This window comes from Nonomuraea sp. NPDC050022, from assembly GCF_044460705.1.
In the GTDB taxonomy this organism is placed as follows: Bacteria; Actinomycetota; Actinomycetes; order Streptosporangiales; family Streptosporangiaceae; genus Nonomuraea.
Map to the genome: position 1 here is coordinate 77,348 of NZ_JBITKE010000015.1, position 21,581 is coordinate 98,928.

General features: G+C 69.9%; 25 protein-coding genes. 6 read left to right on the forward strand and 19 right to left on the reverse strand.

Annotated elements, in window-relative coordinates; translation table 11 throughout:
- Window positions 1–12 precede the first annotated feature (12 nt).
- The 5 genes from ACIBO2_RS47630 to ACIBO2_RS47650 all read right to left on the reverse strand — a co-directional run bounded on the left by ACIBO2_RS47630 (window position 13) and on the right by ACIBO2_RS47650 (window position 4,655).
- Window positions 13–1,035, reverse strand: coding sequence for an NAD-dependent epimerase/dehydratase family protein (locus ACIBO2_RS47630; protein WP_397304440.1), 1,023 nt, complete (start codon window positions 1,033–1,035; stop codon window positions 13–15).
- Between the two features lie 6 nt (window positions 1,036–1,041).
- Window positions 1,042–1,692: a PIG-L family deacetylase gene (locus ACIBO2_RS47635; protein WP_358554104.1), complete on the reverse strand. Its 651-nt coding sequence runs from the start codon at window positions 1,690–1,692 to the stop codon at window positions 1,042–1,044.
- The gene (locus ACIBO2_RS47640) at window positions 1,689–2,462 is read right to left on the reverse strand and encodes a sugar phosphate nucleotidyltransferase (protein ID WP_397304441.1); all 774 of its coding nucleotides are present in this window, start codon (window positions 2,460–2,462) and stop codon (window positions 1,689–1,691) included. Before ACIBO2_RS47640 ends, ACIBO2_RS47635 begins: the two co-directional genes overlap by 4 nt.
- The gene (locus ACIBO2_RS47645) at window positions 2,459–3,676 is read right to left on the reverse strand and encodes a class I SAM-dependent methyltransferase (RefSeq protein ID WP_397304442.1); all 1,218 of its coding nucleotides are present in this window, start codon (window positions 3,674–3,676) and stop codon (window positions 2,459–2,461) included. The genes ACIBO2_RS47640 and ACIBO2_RS47645 overlap by 4 nt, the downstream gene beginning before the upstream one ends.
- A 61-nt stretch (window positions 3,677–3,737) precedes the next feature.
- Window positions 3,738–4,655 carry a hypothetical protein gene (locus tag ACIBO2_RS47650; RefSeq protein ID WP_358554113.1) on the reverse strand — a complete coding sequence of 306 codons (918 nt, stop codon included), beginning with the start codon at window positions 4,653–4,655 and terminating at the stop codon, window positions 3,738–3,740.
- A 234-nt stretch (window positions 4,656–4,889) separates the two neighbouring features.
- Between ACIBO2_RS47650 and rfbC the strand changes: the two genes are divergently transcribed.
- Window positions 4,890–5,498, forward strand: coding sequence for a dTDP-4-dehydrorhamnose 3,5-epimerase (gene rfbC, locus ACIBO2_RS47655; RefSeq protein WP_358554115.1), 609 nt, complete (start codon window positions 4,890–4,892; stop codon window positions 5,496–5,498).
- On the opposite strand, the gene rfbD is transcribed toward rfbC, so the two are convergent.
- The 12 genes from rfbD to ACIBO2_RS47715 form a co-directional block, all read right to left on the reverse strand.
- Window positions 5,418–6,314, reverse strand: a complete 897-nt coding sequence (gene rfbD, locus ACIBO2_RS47660; protein WP_397304443.1) for a dTDP-4-dehydrorhamnose reductase — start codon at window positions 6,312–6,314, stop codon at window positions 5,418–5,420. The two genes, rfbC and rfbD, sit on opposite strands and share 81 nt — an antisense overlap.
- Window positions 6,311–7,255 (reverse strand): endonuclease/exonuclease/phosphatase family protein, encoded by a 945-nt coding sequence (locus tag ACIBO2_RS47665; RefSeq protein ID WP_397304444.1) that lies wholly within the window; start codon window positions 7,253–7,255, stop codon window positions 6,311–6,313. Before ACIBO2_RS47665 ends, rfbD begins: the two co-directional genes overlap by 4 nt.
- Window positions 7,252–8,178, reverse strand: a complete 927-nt coding sequence (rfbB, locus tag ACIBO2_RS47670) for a dTDP-glucose 4,6-dehydratase (protein ID WP_358554123.1) — start codon at window positions 8,176–8,178, stop codon at window positions 7,252–7,254. The genes ACIBO2_RS47665 and rfbB overlap by 4 nt, the downstream gene beginning before the upstream one ends.
- Window positions 8,175–9,242, reverse strand: a complete 1,068-nt coding sequence (locus tag ACIBO2_RS47675; protein WP_358554125.1) for a glucose-1-phosphate thymidylyltransferase — start codon at window positions 9,240–9,242, stop codon at window positions 8,175–8,177. The genes rfbB and ACIBO2_RS47675 overlap by 4 nt, the downstream gene beginning before the upstream one ends.
- A 2-nt stretch (window positions 9,243–9,244) precedes the next feature.
- Window positions 9,245–10,699 carry a sugar transferase gene (locus ACIBO2_RS47680; RefSeq protein ID WP_358554128.1) on the reverse strand — a complete coding sequence of 485 codons (1,455 nt, stop codon included), beginning with the start codon at window positions 10,697–10,699 and terminating at the stop codon, window positions 9,245–9,247.
- Window positions 10,700–10,970: 271 nt separating this feature from the next.
- Window positions 10,971–11,321, reverse strand: a complete 351-nt coding sequence (locus ACIBO2_RS47685; RefSeq protein WP_225298795.1) for a hypothetical protein — start codon at window positions 11,319–11,321, stop codon at window positions 10,971–10,973.
- A gap of 222 nt (window positions 11,322–11,543) precedes the next feature.
- The gene (locus ACIBO2_RS47690) at window positions 11,544–12,197 is read right to left on the reverse strand and encodes a GntR family transcriptional regulator (RefSeq protein WP_397304445.1); all 654 of its coding nucleotides are present in this window, start codon (window positions 12,195–12,197) and stop codon (window positions 11,544–11,546) included.
- Window positions 12,194–13,213, reverse strand: a complete 1,020-nt coding sequence (locus tag ACIBO2_RS47695) for a DMT family transporter (RefSeq protein ID WP_397304446.1) — start codon at window positions 13,211–13,213, stop codon at window positions 12,194–12,196. Before ACIBO2_RS47695 ends, ACIBO2_RS47690 begins: the two co-directional genes overlap by 4 nt.
- Window positions 13,214–13,232: 19 nt before the next feature.
- Complete coding sequence (locus tag ACIBO2_RS47700) at window positions 13,233–13,610, reverse strand: hypothetical protein (RefSeq protein ID WP_358554137.1); 378 nt, start codon at window positions 13,608–13,610, stop codon at window positions 13,233–13,235.
- A 134-nt stretch (window positions 13,611–13,744) separates the two neighbouring features.
- A complete protein-coding gene (locus ACIBO2_RS47705; RefSeq protein ID WP_358554195.1) occupies window positions 13,745–14,227 on the reverse strand; it encodes a GNAT family protein in 483 nt (160 codons plus the stop codon).
- A gap of 50 nt (window positions 14,228–14,277) precedes the next feature.
- On the reverse strand, window positions 14,278–14,637 hold the full coding sequence (locus ACIBO2_RS47710) for an MmcQ/YjbR family DNA-binding protein (RefSeq protein WP_358554140.1): 360 nt from the start codon (window positions 14,635–14,637) through the stop codon (window positions 14,278–14,280).
- Between the two features lie 56 nt (window positions 14,638–14,693).
- Window positions 14,694–15,113, reverse strand: coding sequence for a VOC family protein (locus ACIBO2_RS47715; protein ID WP_358554143.1), 420 nt, complete (start codon window positions 15,111–15,113; stop codon window positions 14,694–14,696).
- A gap of 129 nt (window positions 15,114–15,242) precedes the next feature.
- Between ACIBO2_RS47715 and ACIBO2_RS47720 the strand changes: the two genes are divergently transcribed.
- Entirely contained in the window at window positions 15,243–16,058 is an 816-nt protein-coding gene (locus ACIBO2_RS47720; protein ID WP_397304447.1) for an SRPBCC family protein, read from the forward strand.
- 42 nt (window positions 16,059–16,100) lie between these two features.
- Window positions 16,101–16,679, forward strand: a complete 579-nt coding sequence (locus tag ACIBO2_RS47725; protein WP_397304448.1) for a TetR/AcrR family transcriptional regulator — start codon at window positions 16,101–16,103, stop codon at window positions 16,677–16,679.
- Between the two features lie 5 nt (window positions 16,680–16,684).
- On the opposite strand, the gene ACIBO2_RS47730 is transcribed toward ACIBO2_RS47725, so the two are convergent.
- Window positions 16,685–17,074, reverse strand: coding sequence for a nuclear transport factor 2 family protein (locus ACIBO2_RS47730; protein ID WP_358554152.1), 390 nt, complete (start codon window positions 17,072–17,074; stop codon window positions 16,685–16,687).
- 163 nt (window positions 17,075–17,237) lie between these two features.
- Here ACIBO2_RS47730 and ACIBO2_RS47735 point away from each other — a divergent pair, with 163 nt between their 5' ends.
- Entirely contained in the window at window positions 17,238–17,618 is a 381-nt protein-coding gene (locus ACIBO2_RS47735; RefSeq protein WP_358554155.1) for a cupredoxin domain-containing protein, read from the forward strand.
- 7 nt (window positions 17,619–17,625) lie between these two features.
- On the opposite strand, the gene ACIBO2_RS47740 is transcribed toward ACIBO2_RS47735, so the two are convergent.
- Window positions 17,626–18,195 (reverse strand): helix-turn-helix domain-containing protein, encoded by a 570-nt coding sequence (locus tag ACIBO2_RS47740; protein WP_358554158.1) that lies wholly within the window; start codon window positions 18,193–18,195, stop codon window positions 17,626–17,628.
- A 140-nt stretch (window positions 18,196–18,335) separates the two neighbouring features.
- Here ACIBO2_RS47740 and ACIBO2_RS47745 point away from each other — a divergent pair, with 140 nt between their 5' ends.
- Together ACIBO2_RS47745 and ACIBO2_RS47750 are read left to right on the forward strand one after the other, a co-directional pair.
- Window positions 18,336–19,280 carry an SDR family NAD(P)-dependent oxidoreductase gene (locus ACIBO2_RS47745; RefSeq protein ID WP_358554161.1) on the forward strand — a complete coding sequence of 315 codons (945 nt, stop codon included), beginning with the start codon at window positions 18,336–18,338 and terminating at the stop codon, window positions 19,278–19,280.
- Between the two features lie 115 nt (window positions 19,281–19,395).
- A complete protein-coding gene (locus tag ACIBO2_RS47750) occupies window positions 19,396–21,525 on the forward strand; it encodes a prolyl oligopeptidase family serine peptidase (RefSeq protein ID WP_397304449.1) in 2,130 nt (709 codons plus the stop codon).
- Window positions 21,526–21,581: the final 56 nt, after the last annotated feature.

Here is a 21,581-nt window from a genome sequence, read left to right on the forward strand (position 1 = left end):
TTCCGAGGCCGGTCACGAGGGCATCAGCCGCTCGTCGACCGTGCCCGCGGCCTGCCGGTCCGAGAGGCGGGCCAGGCGGGTGAAGCGGCGCTCGAAGCCCTCCCTGGTCAGCCCGTGCCGCCGGTAGGCGTCGATGAGTTCGAGCGCGCCCTCCTTCACCGAGCGGCGCGCCTCGTATCCGGGCAGCGCGGCGCGGATCCGCGAGAAGTCCACCCGGTAGGAGCGCGGATCGGCGCCCGTCTCCCCCGTGATGGCCAGCGTGGCGCCGGGCACCGCCTCCACCACGGTCGCCGCGATCCCGGCCACGGTGACGTTGTTCTGCTCGGTGCCCACGTTGAACGCCTCGGCGTGTACGGCCTCGCGCGGCGCGACCAGGGCGGCGGCGAACGCGTCCGCGATGTCCAGCGCGTGCACCAGGGGCCGCCACGGCGTGCCGTCGGACAGCACGCGTACCTCGCCGGACAGATGCGCGTGCCCCACCAGGTTGTTGAGCACGATGTCCGCGCGCAGCCGGGGCGAGAAGCCGAAGGCCGTGGCGTTGCGCAGGAAGACCGGCGTGAAGTCGGCGTCGGCCAGCTTCAGCACCTCGTCCTCCACCCGCACCTTGGATTCGGCGTAGGGGGTCACGGGACGCAGGGGCGCCTCCTCCGTGACCAGGTCGTCCCCGCCGGCGGCTCCGTAGACCGAGCAGGTGGAGGCGTACAGGAAGCGCCGCACCCCCGCCTCGCGGGCCAGCCGGGCCAGCCGTACGGAGGCGTGGTAGTTGATGTCGTAGGTCAGCTCGGGTGCCAGCGAGCCGAGCGGGTCGTTGGACAGGGCGGCCAGGTGCACGACCGCGTCGAATCCGGCCAGCGCCTCGGCCGGGACCTCGCGCAGGTCCACGGCGAGCCCTTGGGGGTCCTGGGGCCGCGGCCCGAGGACGCAGTCGGCGAACAGCCCCGAGTCGAGGCCGGTCACCTCGTGCCCCGCTGCGGCGAGTACGGGGGACATGACGGTGCCCAGGTAGCCCTGGTGTCCGGTCAGCAGTACACGCATATCCGGCTAGTCTCCTGCGAGGTCGAGGGTCAGTTTGCGGGTGTGGAAGGCTTCGGCGTACCTGTCGCCGCACTCGATGCCGCGGATGCGGGCGAGCCCGAGGAAGGCTTCGTCGTCGAACCAGGAACGCCGCAGTTGCGAGGGGTAGTGCCGCCGCAGCAGGGCGACCTTCTCCGCCGCCACCTCCGGCCGCAGCGGCTGGTAGGCGGCGGGGCGGCCGAGGTCGCCGTCCCACTTGACGATCTCGTAGCCGAGCGTCAGGTGGTCGCGGAAGGCCGTGGGTACGAGCTCGGCCAGGCCCCGGTGGTCCTGGTGGGCGTCTCCGGGATGCGGGCCGAGGATCAGGTCGGGATCGGTCCTGGCCCGCAGCAGCTCAAGCGCCTCCTTGGCCTGCTCCCAGTGCGCGGGCAGCCGGCCGTCGGGCAGCTTGAGCACGGTCAGCCGCAGGTCGGCCCCGGGGCAGAAAGCGGTGAGCGCCGCGTGCTCCTCGTCCTCCCGCTCGGTGCCACCGCCGGACAGGACCAGCGCGTCGACCTGGAGCCCTGGCCGGCCCGCGCAGAGGGTGAGCAGCGTGCCGCCCGCCCCGATCGCGATGTCGTCGCAGTGCGCGCCCAGCGCGACGATCCGGCCCAACCGGGCGGCCGTCAGGCGGATCATGCCTCCCACAGCGCCCAGGGCCTGTCGCCGCGCGAGTACGCCTCGTCCAGCTCGATCCGCTGGTTGACGGTGTCGGTCGGCCGCCAGTAGCCGCGGTGCCGGTAGGTCATGAGCCGCCCCCGTTTGGTCAGCTCCACACAGCCATCCCCCACCAGATCCCCATTTTCCGGAATGTGATCGAAAATTTCCTGACGGAGCACGAAATATCCGCCGTTGACCCAGATCGGCATCTGGGTGACCGGCGCGATGTCCCTCGCCAGCCCGTCGTCGTCGATGTCGATGCAGTGGAAGGTGCCGGGCGGCGGCACGACCATCATGGACGCCCCCACGTCGGCGTCCGTGAAGCGGTCGATGATCTCCGGCAGCGGCGCGTCGGTGAGCACGTCGGCGTAGTTGGCCAGGAACACCTCCTCGCCGTCCAGATGGTCGCGGACTCGGCGCAACCGCTCGCCGATCGGCGACTGGACGCCGGTCTGCACGAAGGAGATCGACCAGTCCGAGATGTCCTGCGACAGCAGCTCCACGTCGCCGCCGCGCAGCCGGAAGTCGTTGGAGGCGGTCTCCTTGTAATCCAGGAAGAACTCCGTGATGTGCTGGGCGCCGTAACCGAGACAGAGGATGAACTCGGTGTGCCCGAAGTGCGCGTAATAGCGCATCACATGCCAGATGAGCGGCCGGGGACCGACGAGTTGCATGGGCTTGGGTACCTCGCCAGGCGCCCCGGTGCGCATCCGCGTGCCGTACCCACCGCAGAAGAGCACGACCTTCATGGCACGATCTCCAGACTCGGGATGGGAAAGACCAGCTGCCCGCCCCACTCGCGGACATAGGAGAGCTGTTCGGTGAGTTCCTCTCGCAGGTTCCACGGCAGCACCAGGACGTAGTCCGGCCGGTCCTCGGCCAGGCGCTCGGGCGGCAGGATGGGGATCCGGGTGCCCGGCGTGAACCTGCCGTGCTTGTACGGATTGCGGTCCACCGTGTACGCCAGCAGGTCCTCGCGGATCCCACAGTGGTTGAGCAGCGTGTTGCCCTTCCCTGGAGCGCCGTAGCCGGCCACGGTCTTGCCCGCCTCGGCCGCGTCGATGAGGAAGCGGAGCAGGTCGCGCCTGACCTTGGCCACCCGGGCGGCGAACTCCGCGTACCCGGCCAGCTCGTCGAGCCCGGCCCCCTTCTCCCTGGCCAGCACGTCGGCCACCCGCTCGCTGGGCTCGCCGCCCGCCTCCTCGGGCCGGGCCCAGAGCCGGATCGAGCCGCCGTGCGTCGGCAGCAGCTCCACGTCGACCAGCGCCAGGCCACCGGTGGCCAGGGCCCGCCGCGCGGAGGCGACCGTGTAGTACTGGAAGTGCTCGTGGTAGATCGTGTCGTACTGGTTCAGCTCCACGAGCGTGAGCAGGTGCTGCACCTCGATGGAGACCCATCCGTCGTCGGCGACGAGCGCGCGCAGCCCTCGGGTGAAGCCGACGACGTCGGGGATGTGCGCGTACACGTTGTTGGCCACGACCAGGTCGGCGGGCCCGTGCTCGGCGCGGACCGCCGCCCCGGTCTCCGGGTCGAGGAAGGCCGTAAGCGTGGCGATGCCCTTGTCCCTGGCCGCCTGGCCGACGTTGGCCGAGGGCTCGATGCCCAGGCAGCGCACCCCTCGTTCCGCCACGTGCCGCAGCAGGTAGCCGTCGTTGCTGGCCACCTCGACCACGAAGCCCGGCGCGAACCGGTCCACGGCCGCCGCCACGAACTCCCGGGCGTGCTCCACCCAGGAGGTGGAGAAGGAGGAGAAGTACGCGTACTCCGTGAACGTCTCCTCCGGCTGGATCAGCGGCGGTATCTGGGCGAGCCAGCAGCTCGTGCAGACCCGCAGGTGCAGGGGGTAGGTGAGCTCGGGCTCGTCGAGCCGCTCCCTGGTGAGGAACAGCTCGCAGGGCGGCGTGGCACCGAGGTCGACCACGCTCGCCAGTTCGCCCGAGCCGCAGAGCCGGCAGACGGTCACCGGCCTCGGCCTCTTCCGCGCTGTAACCAACGAGCCATGGTCCCCTCCCGATGTGTGAAATTCAGTCCGAACTACCGTTGGCTCGCTCCAGGTGAGCCACGGCCTCCTTCTCGTACTCCGCCGATAGCTCCTCCGGGATGCGTGCCAGGTCCCCGGCGCGCATGAAGTCGCGCAGAGTGGTGCCCAGGCACGCCGCGTCCACGTTGGGCGCGCCCTTGCGTGATCTGACGTCGTCGATGTGGACGGTGCGGAAGTCGATGCTGAAGCGCGTCACGCCCGAGGTGTTGCGTACGGTCGAGTGCAACTGGGCGCCCGAGAACAGGAGCACCCCGCCCGGCTCCATGACGAACCTGAGCTCGCCGGACAGGTCGAGATCCTCCTCCGGCTTCGGCTGCTCGCGCGTGTCGCTGTAGATGTGCTGGGCGGCCGACGGGCGCTCCGTCCTGACCCACGAGGCGTAGTCGTAGCGGCCGCTGCCGTTGCGCACGGCCTGGGTGAAGTACTCCGGGTGCAGGGCGAAGACGTTCTCCGGCACCACGTCGTAGACGGGGATCCACCAGTTGACCTGGTTGAACGGCGCCGAGTACCAGCAGTCGCGGTGGGCGTGGTAGGCGTAGGAGATGCCCGAGTCGAGGTAGCCATCGGAGGTCGAGGTCCGTAACCGCGGCACGTCGAAGTAGGTCTCGTCCGGCGCGAAGCCCAGCTCGTCCAGCAGGACCGCGATGAGCTCCTTGCACCTCGGATGATGGATGAAGCGCGGCTTGACGTCGGCCAGCAGCGCGGCGAACCGCTCGACCGGCATGCTGTGCTGGGCGGTGGTGGGATCGGCGCCGCCGAAGGTCTCGGCGACCAGTTCGCGGGCGAAGGACACGAGCTCGCGGGACGCGGGCGAGGCCGTGTAGACGAAGACATCGCCCTGGAAGATCCTCTCGCGTCGCGCCTCGTCGTTCATCGTGCTGCCGGTGAATACCGTGGTCATCTGGGCTTGCCCCTTACACGTGCATGGTGCGAGTCGAACCGATCTCCCCTCGTAGGTCTTGCGAGGCCGTGCGTGGGGCGGGATGGGTTGCTGGCTCCCGGAAACGTACTGATCGGGATGGTGATCCTGACCCCGCTCAGGACCACATGCCTCAATCAACTGGCATTTCGCGACTGCCATCTCACGCGTTACACGCTCTGGTGGGAACGTTCCTGCTATGTCAGGATCCGGCTCATGGATCCCCTCGGTTTCGACGGCGCCTGGTTGTTCAGCCCGCGTATCCACAAGGACGGTCGCGGGCAGTTCCTGGAGTGGTTCAGGAGCGACGAGCTCGACCGCCCGCTGGACCTCGCCCAGGCCAACTGCTCGGTCTCGGCCAGGGGCGTGCTGCGCGGCCTCCACTACGCGGACGTGCCGCCCGGCCAGGCCAAGTACGTCACCTGCGTCTCCGGCAGCGTCCTCGACGTCGCGGTGGACCTCAGAACCGGCTCGCCCACCTTCGGCCAGTGGGCGTCGGTGCAACTGGACGACGTCTCGCGGCAGGCGGTCTACCTGGCCGAAGGGCTCGGCCACGCGTTCTTCACGCTCAGCGAGTCGGCCACCGTGATCTACCTGTGCTCCACCTCGTACGCCCCGCGGCGCGAGCACGGCATCCATCCGCTGGACCCGGCCCTCGGCATCGACTGGCCGGAGGGCATCGAGCCGATCCTCTCGGACAAGGACGCCGCGGCACCCACGCTGGCGGAAGCGACCGAGCAAGGTCTACTCCCCTCCTACGCCGACTGCCTGGCCCACTACGCGAGCGCCCCAGGCCCTCAGCAGGGCCGGCCAGGCCGCGTGTAGGGCGATGGACCACTCCCGCATCGGCGGCAGCCCGGCGGCCTGCCAGTTCCCGTGCGCCAGCACGCTGTTGGCGGGGCGTGGGGCGGGCCGGCGCAGGGCCGTGCTCGGGATGGGTTCGACCCGGCCGGGATCGGCCCCGAGCAGGGAGAAGAGCTCTCTCGCGTAGTCGTACCAGCTCGTCCGCCCAGCGCTCGTCCCGTGGTAGACGCCGGGCGGGGCGTCCGCCCGGCCGAGCTGGACGATCCGCTCGGCCAGGTCACCGGTCCAGGTGGGCTGGCCGAACTGGTCGTCGACCACGGAGACGGTCGGCCGGGAGGCTTCGAGGCCGACCATCGTGCGGGCGAAGCTGCGGCCGTGGGCGCCGTAGAGCCAGGCCGTACGCACCACGTGGTGGCCGTGCTCCAGAGCCGCGTGCTCGCCCGCGAGCTTGGTCCTGCCGTAGGCGTTGATGGGCCCCGTCGGGGCGTTCTCCCGATACGGCCCGTCCCCGGCGCCGTCGAAGACGTAGTCGGTGGAGAGCTGGATCAGCCGGGCGCCCAGATCGGCGGCGACCCGGGCGAGGACGGACACGGCCGTCCCGTTGATCGCCAGGGCCTCCTCCTCGCGCGTCTCGGCGTCGTCGACGGCCGTCCACGCGGCGCAGTTGACCACCACGTCGGGCCTGGCCGCGCGCAGCACCCAGGCGACGGCACCGGCGTCGCACAGGTCCAGCTCGGACCGGGTGAACGGGCGGACCCGCATCCCCGGCATGGTCCGCAGCAGCTCCGTCAGGTCGGTGCCGAGCATGCCGCCCGCACCCGTGATCACCCACCTCATGCGCCCCGCCTCAGCACCAGGTCGGTGACCGTGGCGCGATGGTCGGTCCGCGGGAGGGCGAGCGTCTCGAACGAGCGCACGACCACCCCCTCGGAGGCCAGCACGTGGTCGATGGCGACCTTGGGGACGAGGGCTGAGCGCCCGTAGTACGGCCAGGTCATGACAAGTCCCTTCCCGGTGACGGACGCGGCGTCCTGATAGCCGGTGGCGATCAGCTCCCTCAGCACCGCGTGGTCGAGCGTGGAGTTGAAGTCGCCGGCCAGGACGCGGGGCCGCTTGGCCACCGCCGGCGGCAGGACCCGGATGCTCTGCGCCCAGCATCCCGCCAGCCAGCCGCCGGCCGGCGCGCACGCGTGCACGCCGACGACGTCCACCTCCGAACCGTCGGGCAGCGTCAGCAGGCCGCCGACGTGCTGCCACTGGCCCGCCGCGAAGCCGAGTCCAGGACGCAGCGGGAAGCGCGAGTAGACGGCCGTGCCCAGCTGTTCCAGGTGGTACGGCAGCAGGGCGCGCAGGCCGCCCCGGTCGAGTCGCGCCGCGAGGTCCGGCGTGAGCTCCTGGAGGGTGAGCACGTCGGGACGGCTCCGCTCGACCGCGCCGATCAGGGCCTCGGCGGGCACCGAGCCCACGCGCAGGTTCGCGGTCATCACGCGCAGCGGCTGCCCCGCCGCCTCGGGGACGCCCTGCGGCACCGCGCGCGGCAGCACCACCGAGGCCAGCAGCCCGCCCACCACCAGCGCGGCGTACGTGGCGGGCCGGTTGCGCAGCGCCAGAGCCAGTGCCAGCGGCACCAGCGAACCCGCGGCGGCGTAGGGGGTGAACGACACGAGCTGGGACCACCTGAGCTTGGGCTCCCAACCCGCCACGCGGAGCACCGCCCAGCCGGCGAACGGCGACAGCAGTGCCCAGAGCGCGGAGGTGAGCAAGGTGTTCGGCTTCAAGCTCCCCACCACGCCGCGTTGCTCGCGTACCAGCTGACGGTGTCCTTGAGCCCCTGCTCGAACGGGATCTCCGGCCGGTAGCCGAGCGCGCGCAGCTTGGTGTCGTCGAGCGAGTAGCGGCGGTCGTGGCCCTTGCGGTCCTCGACGGGCTCGACCATGCTCCAGTCCCGGCCGCACGCCGCCAGCAGCCGCTCGGTCAGCTCCCTGTTGGTCAGCTCGGCGGTGCCCGCGATGTGGTAAACCTCGCCGGGCGCGCCCTTCTCGGCCACCAGGCGGATGCCCGCGCAGTGGTCGGCGACGTGGATCCAGTCGCGGACGTTCCCGCCGTCGCCATAGAGCGGGACCCGCTCGCCCCGCAGCAGGTTCGTGACGAACAGCGGGATGACCTTCTCCGGGTACTGCCTGGGGCCGTAGTTGTTGCCGCACCGGGTGATCGACACGTCGAGCCCGTACGTGATCGCGTACGCGCGGGCGACCAGGTCGCCGCCCGCCTTCGACGCGGCGTACGGGGAGCGCGGCAGGATCGGCGCGGACTCCTCCCATGAGCCGTGGTCGATGGAGCCGTAGACCTCGTCGGTCGACACGTGCACCACCTTCGGCACCCCGGCCTCCAGACACGCCTGCAGGAGCGTCTGGGTGCCGAGCACGTTGGTGCGTATGAACTCGGCCGGGCCGTCGATCGACCGGTCGACGTGCGACTCGGCGGCGAAGTTGACCACCAGGTCGTGGCCCGGCACCACCTCGCCGAGCAGCTCGGCGTCGCAGATGTCACCGTGGACGAAGGTGTGCGGCCTCCCTTCGAGGTTGGCCCGGTTGCCGGCATAGGTGAGCTTGTCGAGCACGGTCACGTCCGCGTCGGCCAGCCCGTGGACGAAGTGCGAGCCGATGAAGCCGGCCCCACCCGTCACCAGAATCCTTGTCATGAACTGATCTGCACCTTGCTGTGATCGCCCAGCACGAGGCGGTGGGCTTTGGGGGTGTCCGGAGCGGGGGTCACCTCGACGTCGTGGCCGATGAGCGACGACTCGATCCGGCCGACACCCTGGATGGAGGCTCGGGGCAGCACGATCGAGTATTCGATCTCGCTGCGGCCGATCGCGCAGTCGGCGCCGATCGAGGTGAACGGGCCGACATAGCTGTCCCGTACCCGCGCGCCGGGGCCGATGATCACCGGGCCCACGACGCGCGAGCGTTCGACCACGGCGCCCGGCTCCACCACGACCCGCCCGATCAGCTCGCTGGCCTGGTCGACCTGGCCGCTCACCCGCCGGTCGAGCGACTCCAGCACGAGCCGGTTCACCTCCAGCATGTCGGTGACGTTGCCGGTGTCCTTCCAGTAGCCGGAGATCACCGAGGACTCGACGCGCAGCCCCGACTCGATCAGCCACTGGATGGCGTCGGTGATCTCCAGCTCGCCGCGCCCCGACGGTTTGAGCTCGGCCACGGCGGCGTGGATGGCCGGGCTGAACAGGTAGACGCCGACCAGCGCGAGATCGCTCTTGGGCCGGTCGGGTTTCTCCTCCAGGCCGACCACCCGGCCGGCGGCGTCGAGCTCGGCGACCCCGAACTGGCGCGGATCGCCGACCCTGGTGAGCATGATCTGTGCGGCGGGCCGCTCCCTGGCGAACCGGTCCACCAGGCCGTTGATGCCGCCCACGATGAAGTTGTCGCCCAGGTACATGACGAAGTCGTCGTCACCGAGGAAGTCGCGGGCGATCAGCACGCCGTGGGCCAGGCCCAGCGGCGCCTCCTGGCGCAGATAGGTCACCTGCAGGCCGAACGCGGAGCCGTCGCCTACGGCCGCCTCGATCTCGGCATGCGTGTCGCCGACGACCAGTCCGAGCTCCCTGATCCCCGCCTCGGCGATCGCCTCCAAGCCGTAGAACAGCACCGGCTTGTTGGCGACGGGCACGAGTTGCTTGGCCGAGGTGTGGGTGATGGGCCGTAGCCGTGTGCCCGACCCTCCGGCCAGCACGAGTGCTTTCACCGCTAATAAGCCCCTTCTCCACGGGTGACGACGGACCAGGTCTTCCAGAGGATCTGGAGGTCGAGGATGAGGGACCAGTTCTCCACGTACCTCAGGTCGAGGCGTACGGACTCCTCCCAGCTCAGGTTCGAGCGGCCGCTGACCTGCCAGAGTCCCGTCATGCCCGGCTTGACGACCAGGCGGCGGCGGACGTCGCTGCCGTACTTGGCGACCTCCTCCGGGAGCGGCGGCCGGGGGCCGACGAGCGACATGTCGCCGCGCACCACATTCACCAGTTGGGGGAGCTCGTCGAGCGAGTATTTACGCAGGAAAGCGCCTACCGGCGTGATCCTTGGATCGTTCCTAATCTTGAAGAGCACCCCGTCCAATTCGTTGGCATCGAGGAGCGCGCCTCTGAGCTTCTCGGCGCCCTCCACCATGGTCCGAAATTTCAGGACACGGAACTCTTTGCCGCGTTTGCCGACCCGGGTCTGGGTGAACAGCGCGGGGCCCGGGCTGGTGAGGCGGATCAGCAGCACGATCGCCAGCAGCGGCACGGCCATGAGCAGCAACGCGGCTCCCGCTACGAGCCGGTCGAAGATGGTCTTGACGATCTGCCTGGCGCCGTCGAACTCGGGATGCTCCACGTGCAGGAGCGGCATCCCCGCCACCGGCCTGATGCTGATCCGCGGGCCGGCGACATCCATGAGCGCGGGCGCGACGAACAGGTCAGTACGCGCGGTCTCCAGGCTCCACGCCAGCCTTCGCAGCGCCGACCCGTCGAACTCCGGGCAGGCCGTGACGGCGACCGCGTCGGCCCCCATCCGGTACACCACCTCGGCGACGTCACCGAACGAGCCCAGCACCGGGATACCGTCGAGGTCGACGTCCATCCGGCCCGGTGGCAGGCAGGCGCCTATGACCCGCATGCCGTGGTACGGCTGACGGCGGAACTGCATGACCAGGTCGAGGATGGATTCGCGATGGCCGACGGCGATGACCTCGCGCATGTAGTCGCCGACCACTCTCCGGCTGTGCAGCCGTTTTCGCATCCTGTAGCGGAAGTACAACGTGGACAGAAGCGCCAGCGGCAGCATCGCCATGACGAAGCTGCGCGCGACGACGGTCTGCGTGGCGTAGGCGCCGATCGCGACCGCGGCCATCAACCCGACGCCGCCGTTGAAGACGGCCCTGAACTCCTCAGTGCCCTCGCCGTGCGCGCGCTGCCGGTACGCGCCACCCATCGCCAACGCGAAGGGCCAGGCGATGATCAGGCCGATTCCTAGTACGAACTCGGCCAACGGAACGTACGCGCCGGACAAGAGGCGGATGCCCAGCACGCAGACGCACGCGACCAGCGCGCACGCCGTGTCGCCACCCCACAGAAGCCGTAAGTACGCACGCGTCCAGATACTTGACGCGTGACGTGGTACGGCCTCGAGGAGTACGACATCGGACTCCTCAGTCCCCACCCTCATAGCACCACCCTGAAAACTTTTGTGCACCGCAAGAACATGACGTTCCTTGAACCTCATGGGTTGACAAGTCCCCCATGCACAATCAAGGGCGGCGGCCCCCACTAAAGAGTAAAGATCCACTCCGACAAGCGATATACCGTTAAATGTCCACAACCGGACGGAACTCGGGGCGGAGAAGGGGTTGACGGAACGATCCAAAAGTGCAGATCGACACGTCGGCAAATGTGCGGTTTATGGCAACATTTCAGCAGGTTGCCGGAATATGACGCGGCTAGTCATATTCCAGATCCGGCAGTGCGGATGGCGGATCGGGGCTCCGCCAGACGACCACGACTCCGTCATGTGCCGACTCGGCGGCGATGTGCAGCCGGTCGAGGTCGAAGTCGGGCAGATAGCGCAGACGCGCCAGAAACGTGGCGTCGGTGGCCGACCTGGGTACCACGCAGCCTTCGCCGTCGCGGTCGAGCAGGATATAGAGGACGTCCTCTCCTGACTCGGTCACCACACGGACCTCGACCACGTCCTCCCAGGCAAGGGCTTCGACGCTCCCGTCCGCATAGTGACGGGTCACGCCCTCTTCCGTGACGTACACGTAGGAGTCCGGCATCGGGTTGCCGTGCATGGCCGCGATTCTTGCGACTTCTGGGGTCCCGCCGCAAGAGTTCGCGATATTGGGTGCGGATCTCCATCGCTAGATCGACCCGGCAGAGGGCCAGGAGCGACTCAGGAGAGGCTCGGAAGCGGTCGGTCTCGTTACGGAAGGTCGGTCTCGTTACGGGGTCGGTCTCGTTACGGGGGGTCGATCTCGTTACGGGGGGTCGGTCTCGACTCGGGGTCGGTCTCGTTACGGGGGGTCGGTCTCGACTCGGGGGGATGCGTCGCCGCCCCACGTGTGGCTGAGGTGGGCGACCACCGCGGCCCGCGCCGCATCGGCCGGGCCGTCGGCGATGGCGTTGAGCAGCTCTCGATGCTCGTGTACGAGCACGTCCCTGTCCTCGTAGACCTCACGCAGCCGGACCAGGCCGAGCCGGGTCTCCGCGGCCAGCGCGCCGTAGAGCCGTTCGAGCCGCGGGCTGCCCACGGCCTCGATCAGCGCCTGGTGCAGCGCCATGTGCTCGGCCACCGACTCCGACCACGGCGCGTCGGCGGGCAGCGCGTCCATCCGAACCAGCGCCGCCTCCGCCTCCGGCACCCGCCGCCCCGCCACCGCCGTGGCCATCAGACCCTCCAGCGGCCGGCGTACGTACATGAGATCGTCGAGGTCCGCGATCGTCACCTCGGGGACATAGGCACTGCGATTGCGCTCACGCCTGAGCAGCCCTTCGTGCACCAGCACAGCCAGGGCCTCCCGGACCGTGGGCCTGGCCACCCCGTAGGTGGCGGCGAGCTCCTGCTCGGGCAGCGCCGTACCCGGCTCGATCTCGCCGGAGAGCACCCTGCGGCGCAGCGCGTCGGCGAGCGCGCCGACCGCGGAGACGGGTCTGAGCGGCAACGTCACGGCTGCGACTCTAACGCCTCATCGGGACACACCGTTCCCCCCGCGACCGCCCGCGCCTCCTCAGCCGCCGGCCTCTCCGCGAGCGGCCTTTCGGATGGCCGCTTTTCTGGTACGGCCACGACCACCAGACTGATCGCCAGAAGAACGAGCCCGGCGATGGACACCGGGGTCAGCCGTTCGCCGAGCACCACCAGCCCGAGCAGCGCGGCGACCGCCGGCTCGGCCAGGGCGAGTGTGGCGGCCGTGGCCACCGGTGTGGTGCGCAGTCCTCGGCCGTACAGGAAGTAAGACAGAGCGGTGGCGCCGACGCCGAGGTACAGGGCGGCGAGCAGCCCGCGCGGCTCGGCCAGCCACTCGGTGCCCCGCCAGAGCAGGACCGGCACCATGATGACGGCGGCGCCGCCGAACATCACCCCCATGACCGCGTTCGACGAGGCGCCGGTGCTGATCGCCCGAGCGGCGGTGACGGCGTAGAACGCGTACAGCAGCCCGCCGAGCAGCGCGAACAGCACCCCGGACACCATCTGCCCGCCCGCCTGCGCGCCACCGCCCACGATCAGGGCGGCGCACCCGCAGACCGCGGCGGCGGTGGCCATGGCCCACCGCCGGCTCGGCCGCTCACCGTGCAGCAACCAGGAGAGCACCCCGGTGAAGACGGGCCCGCTGCCGATCGCGACGACTGTGCCGATGGCCACGCCGGTGCGGGCGACCGCGGCGAAGAAGCACAACTGGTACACGGCGACGGCAACGGCGGCGGCCAGCAACCCGGGAGTCACCGGCAACCTGAGGGCCAGAGGCAGCCTGGGAGTGACCGGCTGCCTGGGCGTGACCAACGGGCCCCGCCCAACTCCCGCTCCAGCTCCGGCGAACAGGCCGACCAGGGCGAGCGCTGTGCCGCCGATGACCAGCCGGGCGGCGGCCAAGGCGATCGAGTCGGCCGAGACGAGCAGCCCCGCCGTACCGGCCGTCCCCCAGAGCACGGAAGCACCGATGACGGCGAAAGGTCCGTTCTTCATGTCTATAATTGTCAGACAGTCAGACAATATTGTCCAACTGCTGGTCGATGAGCTGCCCGGCCGGGGCGGCCAGCTCGCCCGCATAGTCGTCGAGCACGGCGAGCCCGTCGTGGATGCTGGACGTGGTCTTGCGCGGCAGCCCCAGCAGTACGTCACCCTCGACGGAGATCACCCCGTCGACGTGGAACTCGCCGTCGACGGCGGAGATGGAGACGGCGAAGCTGAGCTCACGGCCGTCGGGGAGGGTGAACGCGGTCCCGGTCCGTACGCCGGCGGGCGGAAAGAAATAGGAGAAGGGCTGGCTCCGGACGAACGGGTGGTGTAATTCGGCGAGAATCTCCGCCGCCCGGCTCAGTGCCGCCAGCAGGCCGGCCGCGGCCGAGCTCTCGCTGTCCACCCCCCGAGCCTAGATCAGCTCGCCCACCCATGACCAGGCGCGAGCTATTCGGCACTCTCCGTCCCACAGTCCCAGCCCTCCGCGGTGGTGGGCGATGGCGGGTCAGTCGGCGATGGAAGGCAGTCGGTGGCAGGTCAGTCGGTGGCGAGGCGGGCGTGGCGTTCGACATCGTAGCGGCGGCCGTCATAGCGGAGCTTCTGGCGTTCGATGCCCTCAGGACGGAAGCCCGCCTTGGTGGCCACTCGGCACGAGGCCGGGTTGTTGATGCGGTGGCCCAGCTCCAGCCGATAGAGGCCGCGCTCGCGGAAGGCCCAGCGGGTCAGCTCGACCACGGCCGCCGCCGCGACACCCCTGCCCCTGGCCTCGGGCACCGTCCAGTAGGAGACCCAGCCGTTGTCGTGGCCGTCGATGCCCGTCACCGCGACGTTGCCCACGACCTGGCCGGAGAGCGTGACAGCGAACGCGTGGCCCGCGCCGGGCCAGGACGCGATCCAGCCCACCGCGTCCTGGAGTGAGACGATCGGCCACGACGCCTGACCGGCCATGTCCGGCGCCTGGAACGCGCGCAGCACGGTAGGAGCGTCGTCCGCGCACCACTCGCGCAGCTCGATGTCCATATCTGTCACGGTGCCTGATCCTAACCGCGACTTCCAACTGGTTTTACGCCCTATTGCCCGATTTTATGAGCAGCCTCGAAGGGGGCGACCAGTTCCTTGGGCGCCGTCAAGCACCACGCCTCGGCGACCAGCTCGAACAGCTCGTCAGCGTCGATCCGCTTCAGGTGCACCACCACCCACCCGAACCGGCCGGCGGTGAACTGGATCTCGAACACCTCGGGCCGTTCGGCGACGAGCGCCATCTGCTCCTCGATCGTCGCCTTGAGCCCAACGGTCTCGGTCTCCTCCCACAGATAACCGAAGCCCTTGTCACGCACCTTGAGGCTGACCCAGGTGCCACCGTGATCGCCCAGGCGCGCCTCGGGCAACCGGTCCAGCAGCTTGAGGAACTCGTCGACGCTCACACCCATGCCGTCTTGTGTAGCAAATCGTGCCGACAGTTTGCGCCCGGCCGCGTCATTGAGCCTCAGTCGTAGTAGCGGGCTTCGATCACGTTCCCGTCGAGGTCGGAGAAGTAGATCACGCCCGGCGCGATGCCCTTGGCACCGAACGAGTTGGAGCCGGTGCCGGTGACCTCCACGCCGTTGCGGGTCAGCCTGGCTTCGAGCGCGTCGAAGTCGTCGCGGGCGAGCGCCAGGCAGAAGTGGTTGATTGGATGACCGGCGCTGCCGCTGACGCCGGTGCCCTCGTCGACGCGCTTCGCCGCGTTCTGGGGCATCAGGTCGATGATCGTGTCACCGGAGACCCGTACGCTGGGGAACGGCGCCTTGCCGTCCCTGAACTCCTCGGCACGTACCCCGGGCAGGCCGATGACCTGCTCGTAGAAGTCGAGCGCGCGAAGCTGGTCCGAGACCCAGCAGACGAGATGGTCCAGACGCACGTCCATACAGACCTCCGGTGTGGGGGATGTTGACCCCGTCCAATATGAGTTGCCCGCTATATCGCTGTCCACTTGTCGGTTTGTGAGGGAGCCGTTCGTCGTTGGGGTGAAACGACGAGCAGAAGGAGTCATCTGGTGAAATATCTGCTGCTGATCTGCGCGGATCCGTCCATCGAGGTGAGCGCGGAAGAGGGCGGGGCCGCAGAGTGGGTCGAGGAGATGGACCGGCGCCGGGTCCGGCTGGAAGGGCACGCGCTGCGGCCCGCTTCGGAAGGGCGGTCCGTACGCGTCCGCGATGGGCGCGTACTGGTCGGCGACGGGCCGTTCGTGGAGACGAAGGAGCAGGTCGGCGGCTTCGACATCCTCGAGTGCGCGAGCCTGGAGGAGGCGGTGGAAGTCGCGGCCAAGCATCCGGCGGCCAGGTTCGGAACCGTGGAGGTGCGGGCGTTCCAGGCCGATTACGCCGTGACGGGAGCCACCACGGAAGTCGTGGTCCGGGTCGACAACTCGCCCGAGGAGATGTGGGAACTGATCACGGACGTCTCGCGCATCGGCGAGTGGAGCCCGGAGTGTACGGGCGCGACCTGGCTCGACGATGGAGACGGCCCTGCGATCGGGAGAAGGTTCGAGGGACGCAACCGGTTCCCCAACGGCCAGACCACTTCCGTGACCTGCGAGGTCACGGAAGTGGAACCCGGCAGGCGGTTCGCCTGGGCGGCGCTCGACGGCGAGGGATGGCGGGCCTCGTTGTGGAGCTACGACCTGACCCCCGACTCCGGACAAACCATCATCAAGCACACGTTCGTCCACGCGTACGGGAACACCGGGCTGCGTCAGGCCATACTCAACAATCCCGGTGACGCGAGCGCCATCCTCGAGGAGCGGCTGGCCCGGCTACGGGCGAACATGACCAAGACCATCAGGGCGATGACCAAGACAGAAGCCGATTAACTCCCCAGAAACCCTTCAGTCTGTCCCTATACGCTCGACGGCATGGGACGACCGCCTCGCCATGACGTTGACCGATTGCTCGACGCGGCCGCCGAGTTGGTGGCCGCGAGCGGCCCGAGCACCGTGACCGTGGCGGCGGTCGCCCGTGCCGCCCGCGCGCCGAGCGGCTCGATCTACCACCGCTTCCCCAGCCGCTCCTCCATGCTCGCCACTCTGTGGCTGCGCACGGTCGACCGCTTCCAGATCGGCTTCCTGTCCGCGCTCAACACCGAGCCCGCCGCGCGGGCCGCCCCCGCCGCCGCGCGCCACGTGGTCGCCTGGAGCCGGGCGCATCCGCACGAAGCTCACATCCTGCTGTACGGCCCGGCGGACTTCGACGAACCCAACTGGCCGTCGGAGGCCCGCGAACGCCTGGAACGCAGCGACCGCCGGGTCCGCAACGCCGTCCGCGCCCTGGCCGAACGGCTGGACAGGCGCGAGCCGCAGGAGGTCGAGCAGCTGTTCCTGGCCACGGTCGACCTGCCGTACGCCACGATCCGCCGCCACCAGAGCTCGGGCCGCCCGATTCCCGCCTACGCGGAGGACCTCGTCACCAGCTGCGCCGCCACACTTGTGGGGTAGCCGGATCAGCCCTTGATCGCGGTGCCCTGGGCGGAGGTGAGGCGCCAGGAACCATGGGAGTCGGCGGTGTACACGTGGGTGTACCGGCTCCCGGCACTGAACGTGGCACCTTCGGGGCTGGTGAAGTTCATGCCGGTACGTCCCACGACGATGCCCACCTCCCCATGAAAACGGACGATCGCCTCGTCGGGAAACGAGTCGATCCGCGGAAACCGGAGGGACCCGGACGCCACCAGGTCGAGGATGACCTGCTTGGTGGCGACCGCCCCATCTTCGACCCCCACCAGGAGGAAGTCGTCCGCCAGCAACTCCGTCAGCCGGTCGAGGTCGTTGGCCACCAAGGCGTCGAAGAAGCTCTGGTCGTACTTGAGAAGAGTGTCGCGGTCCTTGCTCATGCCGGGGCGTCCGTTCGTCGGTGGTCGGGGATCGACGATAAACGTTGACGCTGGTGACAAGGTCAAATGATGGCGGCAAGCCCGCGGGTCTGGCGTTACGCGGGTCCGGGCATACGGAGACTGCCATGGCTGACATCGATGCCGCGATGAAGGGTTGGCGATCATGTCCGCTGCGATTCGTTCCAGAAGTGCGCCCCGTCTGGTGATCGGGCTCGTGGCCGCCGCGCTGACGCTGACAACGGTCGGCGCGGGTACGACTGCGGCTCGCGATACGTCTGTCACCGTGACCGAGCGGGAGTTCTCTCTCACGCTCTCGACGACCGACTTCAAGGCAGGGGCCTACACCTTCACGATCCACAATGCGGGGACAGCTTCGCATGGCCTGTCGATCAAGGGGCCCGGGGTCGACTCGACCTCCAGCATCGTCCCAGCTGGAAAGACGACGAAGCTCTCCGTCACGCTGAAGAAGGGGATGTACGACCTGTGGTGCCCGGTGGACAATCACCGCGCGATGGGGATGATGACGAAGATCAACGTGAAATAGCGAGCCGCTAGCGGCGGTAGCGCAGGCCGTCCATCAGCAGGTCGAGCAGGCGGCCCGTCCGGTCGCGCTGCTCGTCCTCGCCGACGACCAGCGCCACGCCGCCCAGGCTGGCGAGCACGTCGTCCGGCTCGACGTCCGAACGCACGGTCCCCGCGGCGGCCCCGGCGGCCAGCAGCGACCCGATCGCGCCGACCATCCGGTCGCGGCTCTCCGCGAACGGGTTGCCGCCGGAGGCGATGACCGCGCGCAGCGCGTCGGCCATGCCGCGCTTGGTCGTCATGTAGTCGACGAAGCGATCCATCCAGGCGCGGGTCGCCTGGTCGGGCGGCATCGTGCGCAGCAGGCTCGCCGCGGCCTCGCACAGCCGGGTGAGCTCGTTGCGGTACGCGGCCTCGACGAGCGCCTCGCGGGTGGGGAAATGCCGGTAAAGCGTACCGATGCCCACGCCCGCGTCCTTGGCGATCGCGTCGAGCGTCACCTCGGGGCCCTCGTGGGAGAAGGCGCGCACGGCGGCGTCGAGCAGCCGATCGCGGTTGCGGCGCGCGTCGGCGCGCAGCGGTCGGGATCCGGCCTGCACGGTGACTCCTGTGGATTTCGGGGGCGAGATTTGCCAAACGGAGGAGACTCCGAATACAGTCGGAGTTAATTGGAGGCTCCTCCGTTTCACATCTTACCGTTTGGGGCTCTCCTACCGCATCCCTGACAGGACTGGGAATCATGACTGCGAACACCCGCATCACCACCCCGTTCACCGCCCAATCCACCGCGGCCGAGGTGCTGGAAGGCGTCGATCTCAGCGGCCGGCGGGCCATCGTCACCGGCGGGGCGTCCGGCATCGGCGTCGAGACCGCCCGCGCGCTCGCCGCGGCGGGCGCGGAGGTGACCCTCGCCGTGCGCGACCTCGACGCGGGCGCCGCGACCGCCGCGGACATCGTCGCGACCACCGGCAACAAGCAGATCTTCGTCGCCCCGCTGGACCTCGCCGACCGCGGCACGGTCACGTCGTTCGTGACCGCGTGGGAAGGCCCGCTGCACATGCTGGTCAACAACGCCGGCGTGATGGCCTGCCCCGAGGCGCACACGCCGGACGGCTGGGAGCTCCAGTTCGCCACGAACCATCTCGGCCACTTCGCCCTGGCCACCGGCCTGCACGCCGCGCTCGCGGCGGCCGGCGGCGCCCGGGTGGTCTCGGTCAGCTCCACCGCGCACCTGCGCTCCCCGGTCGTCTTCGAGGACATCAACTTCCGTGAGCGCGCCTATGAGCCGTGGTCGGCGTACGGGCAGTCCAAGACGGCGAACGTGCTGTTCGCGGTGGAGGCGGCGCGGCGCTGGGCGGACGACGGGATCACCGTCAACGCGCTGATGCCGGGCGGCATCCGTACGAACCTCCAGCGGTACGTCTCCGACGAGGAGCTCGACCGGCTGCGCGCCGCCGCCGCTTCCTCCGGCGAGGACTTCAGGTGGAAGACGACCGAGCAGGGGGCGGCCACGTCGGTGCTCGCCGCCGCGTCGCCGCTGCTCGACGGCGTCACCGGCCGCTACTTCGAGGACTGCAACGAGGCGCTGCCGAACGACACGCACTCGGCCCGCCACGGAGTCGCCTCCTACGCCCTCGACCCGGCGGCCGCGGCGCGTCTGTGGGAGCTCTCCGTCAACGCCTGACCTGGAGCCCGCCTGCTAAAGTATCTACTGGATCGATCGATCCCCGGCGCCGGTGAGTCTCCCCGCGCACTTCACTCCCCCACTGTTCCTGGTAGTCCGGTGCAGAGTCTCTTTTATGGATACCAAGGGATTTCCACGTCAATTCGCCCGCACCCAGCGGTTCTCGCTCGGGGTGCCCCGGGCCTTCACTCTGTCGCCCGATGGCCGCCGGGTCGTGTTCCTCCGGACTCGCGGAGGTGAGGATCGGGGCAGCTGTCTGTGGGTCGTCGACGAGATGGGTGAGCGACTGGTCGTGGCGCCGGAGACGCTCGGGGCGGACGGAGCCGTTCCAGAGGCGGAGCGGATTCGGCGGGAGCGGGCCCGGGAGCGGGCGACCGGGGTCGTCGCCTATGCGGCCGATGCCGCCGTACGTACCATCGCCTTCGCCGTTGACGGACAGTTGTGGGCGGTGCACATCGAAGGCGGCGAGGCACGGCCCGTGCCCACCGCCGGGCCGGTGGTCGATCCCCGGCCCGACCCCACCGGGAGCCGGGTCGCCTACGTGACCGGTGGCGCGCTGCACGTCGTAGAGCTGGCCGACGGGCGTGACCGGCGGCTGGCCGTACCCGAGGACCCGGAGGTGGTCTGGGGGCTGGCCGAGCATGTGGCGGCCGAATCCATGGACCGGACGCGCGGCTACTGGTGGTCGCCCGACGGCACCCGGCTGCTGGCCGCCAGGGTCGACAACCGTCCCGTACAACGCTGGTGGATCGCCGATCCCGCCAACCCGTCCCGGCCGCCCCACGAGATCGCCTACCCGGCGGCCGGGACGGCCAACGCCGAGGTCACGCTACACGTGCTCGACCTCGACGGCGGCTGCGTGGAGGTGCGTTGGGATCGGGCCGCGTACGAGTACGTGGCCACCGCCGGCTGGGACACGCACGGCCCGCTGATCGGCGTGCAGAGCCGGGACCAGCGCACGCTGCGGGTGCTGGCCGCCGATCCGGACACGGGCCGGACGAAGCCGCTCCACGAGCAGCGCGACGCCGCCTGGGTCCAGCTCATCGCGGGCACGCCCGCACGTACGGCGTCCGGTGCGCTGGTGCACACCGCCGACCTGGACGGGACCCGGCGGCTGCTCGTGGACGGCCGTCCGGTCACCCCCGACGGGCTGCAGATCCGCTCGGTCGTGGACGTCTCCGGCGAATCTGTGCTCTTCACCGCGAATGACGAGCCGACCGAGCAGCACCTGTGGACATATGACGCGGAGCGCGGACCCGTACGGCTGAGCGACGGGCCAGGACTGCACACCGGCCAGCGGGCGAGCGGCGCGCCGGCCGGTGTGCGGGCGGGCGGCGCCCTGGCCGGTGTTCAGACGGGTGGCGCGCTGCTGCTCGCCTCGCACACCGAGGCCGGTCACTCCTTCCGTGTGGTGCGTGACGGGCGGCCCGACGTGGAGATCGCCTCGCTCCAGGCCGAGCCGCTGATCGTCCCGCGCGTCACGTGGTCGCGGGCGGGTGAGCGGGAGATCCGTACCGCGTTGCTGCTGCCCTCCTGGCACCGGCCGGGCTCCGGTCCGCTGCCGGTGCTGATGGCGCCGTACGCGGGACCGGCGATGCAGTTGGTGACCCGGGCCCGGCACTGGTGGCTGGCCGAGTCGCAGTGGTTCGCCGAGCACGGGTTCGCGGTGGTGACGGCGGACGGCCGTGGCACTCCGGGACGCGGCCCCGCCTGGGACAAGACCGTCCATGGCGACACGCTCACCGCGCCGCTCGAAGACCAGGTCGTGGCGCTGCGGGCGGCCGCCGAGCACTGCCCCGACCTCGACCTGGGCCGGGTGGGCATCCGCGGCTGGAGCTACGGCGGCACGCTCGCGGCGGCGGCGGTGCTGCGCATGCCGGAGGTGTTCCACGCCGCCGTCTCGGGGGCGGCGCCGAGCGACCAGCGGCTGTACGACACCCACTGGCGGGAGCGGTTCCTGGGCCACCCGGACGAGGAACCGGAGAACTACGAGCGCTCCTCGCCCATCGGCGACGCGGCCCGGCTGCGCCGCCCGTTGCTGCTGGTGCACGGCCTGGCGGACGACAACGTGGTGGCCGCGCACACCCTGCGGATGTCGGCGGCGCTGCTGGCGGCGGGCCGCCCGCACCAGGTGCTCCCGCTGTCGGGGGCCACGCACATGCCGACCGCCGAGGCGGCTGTGGAGGGGTTGCTGCGGCACCAGCTGGAGTTCCTGCGTACGGCGTTGAACGTCTCTTCCGCCTGACCGCACGACCCGCGGCCGGGTCCGAAGCCCGGCCGCGGGCCGCCACCAGCGGCCTG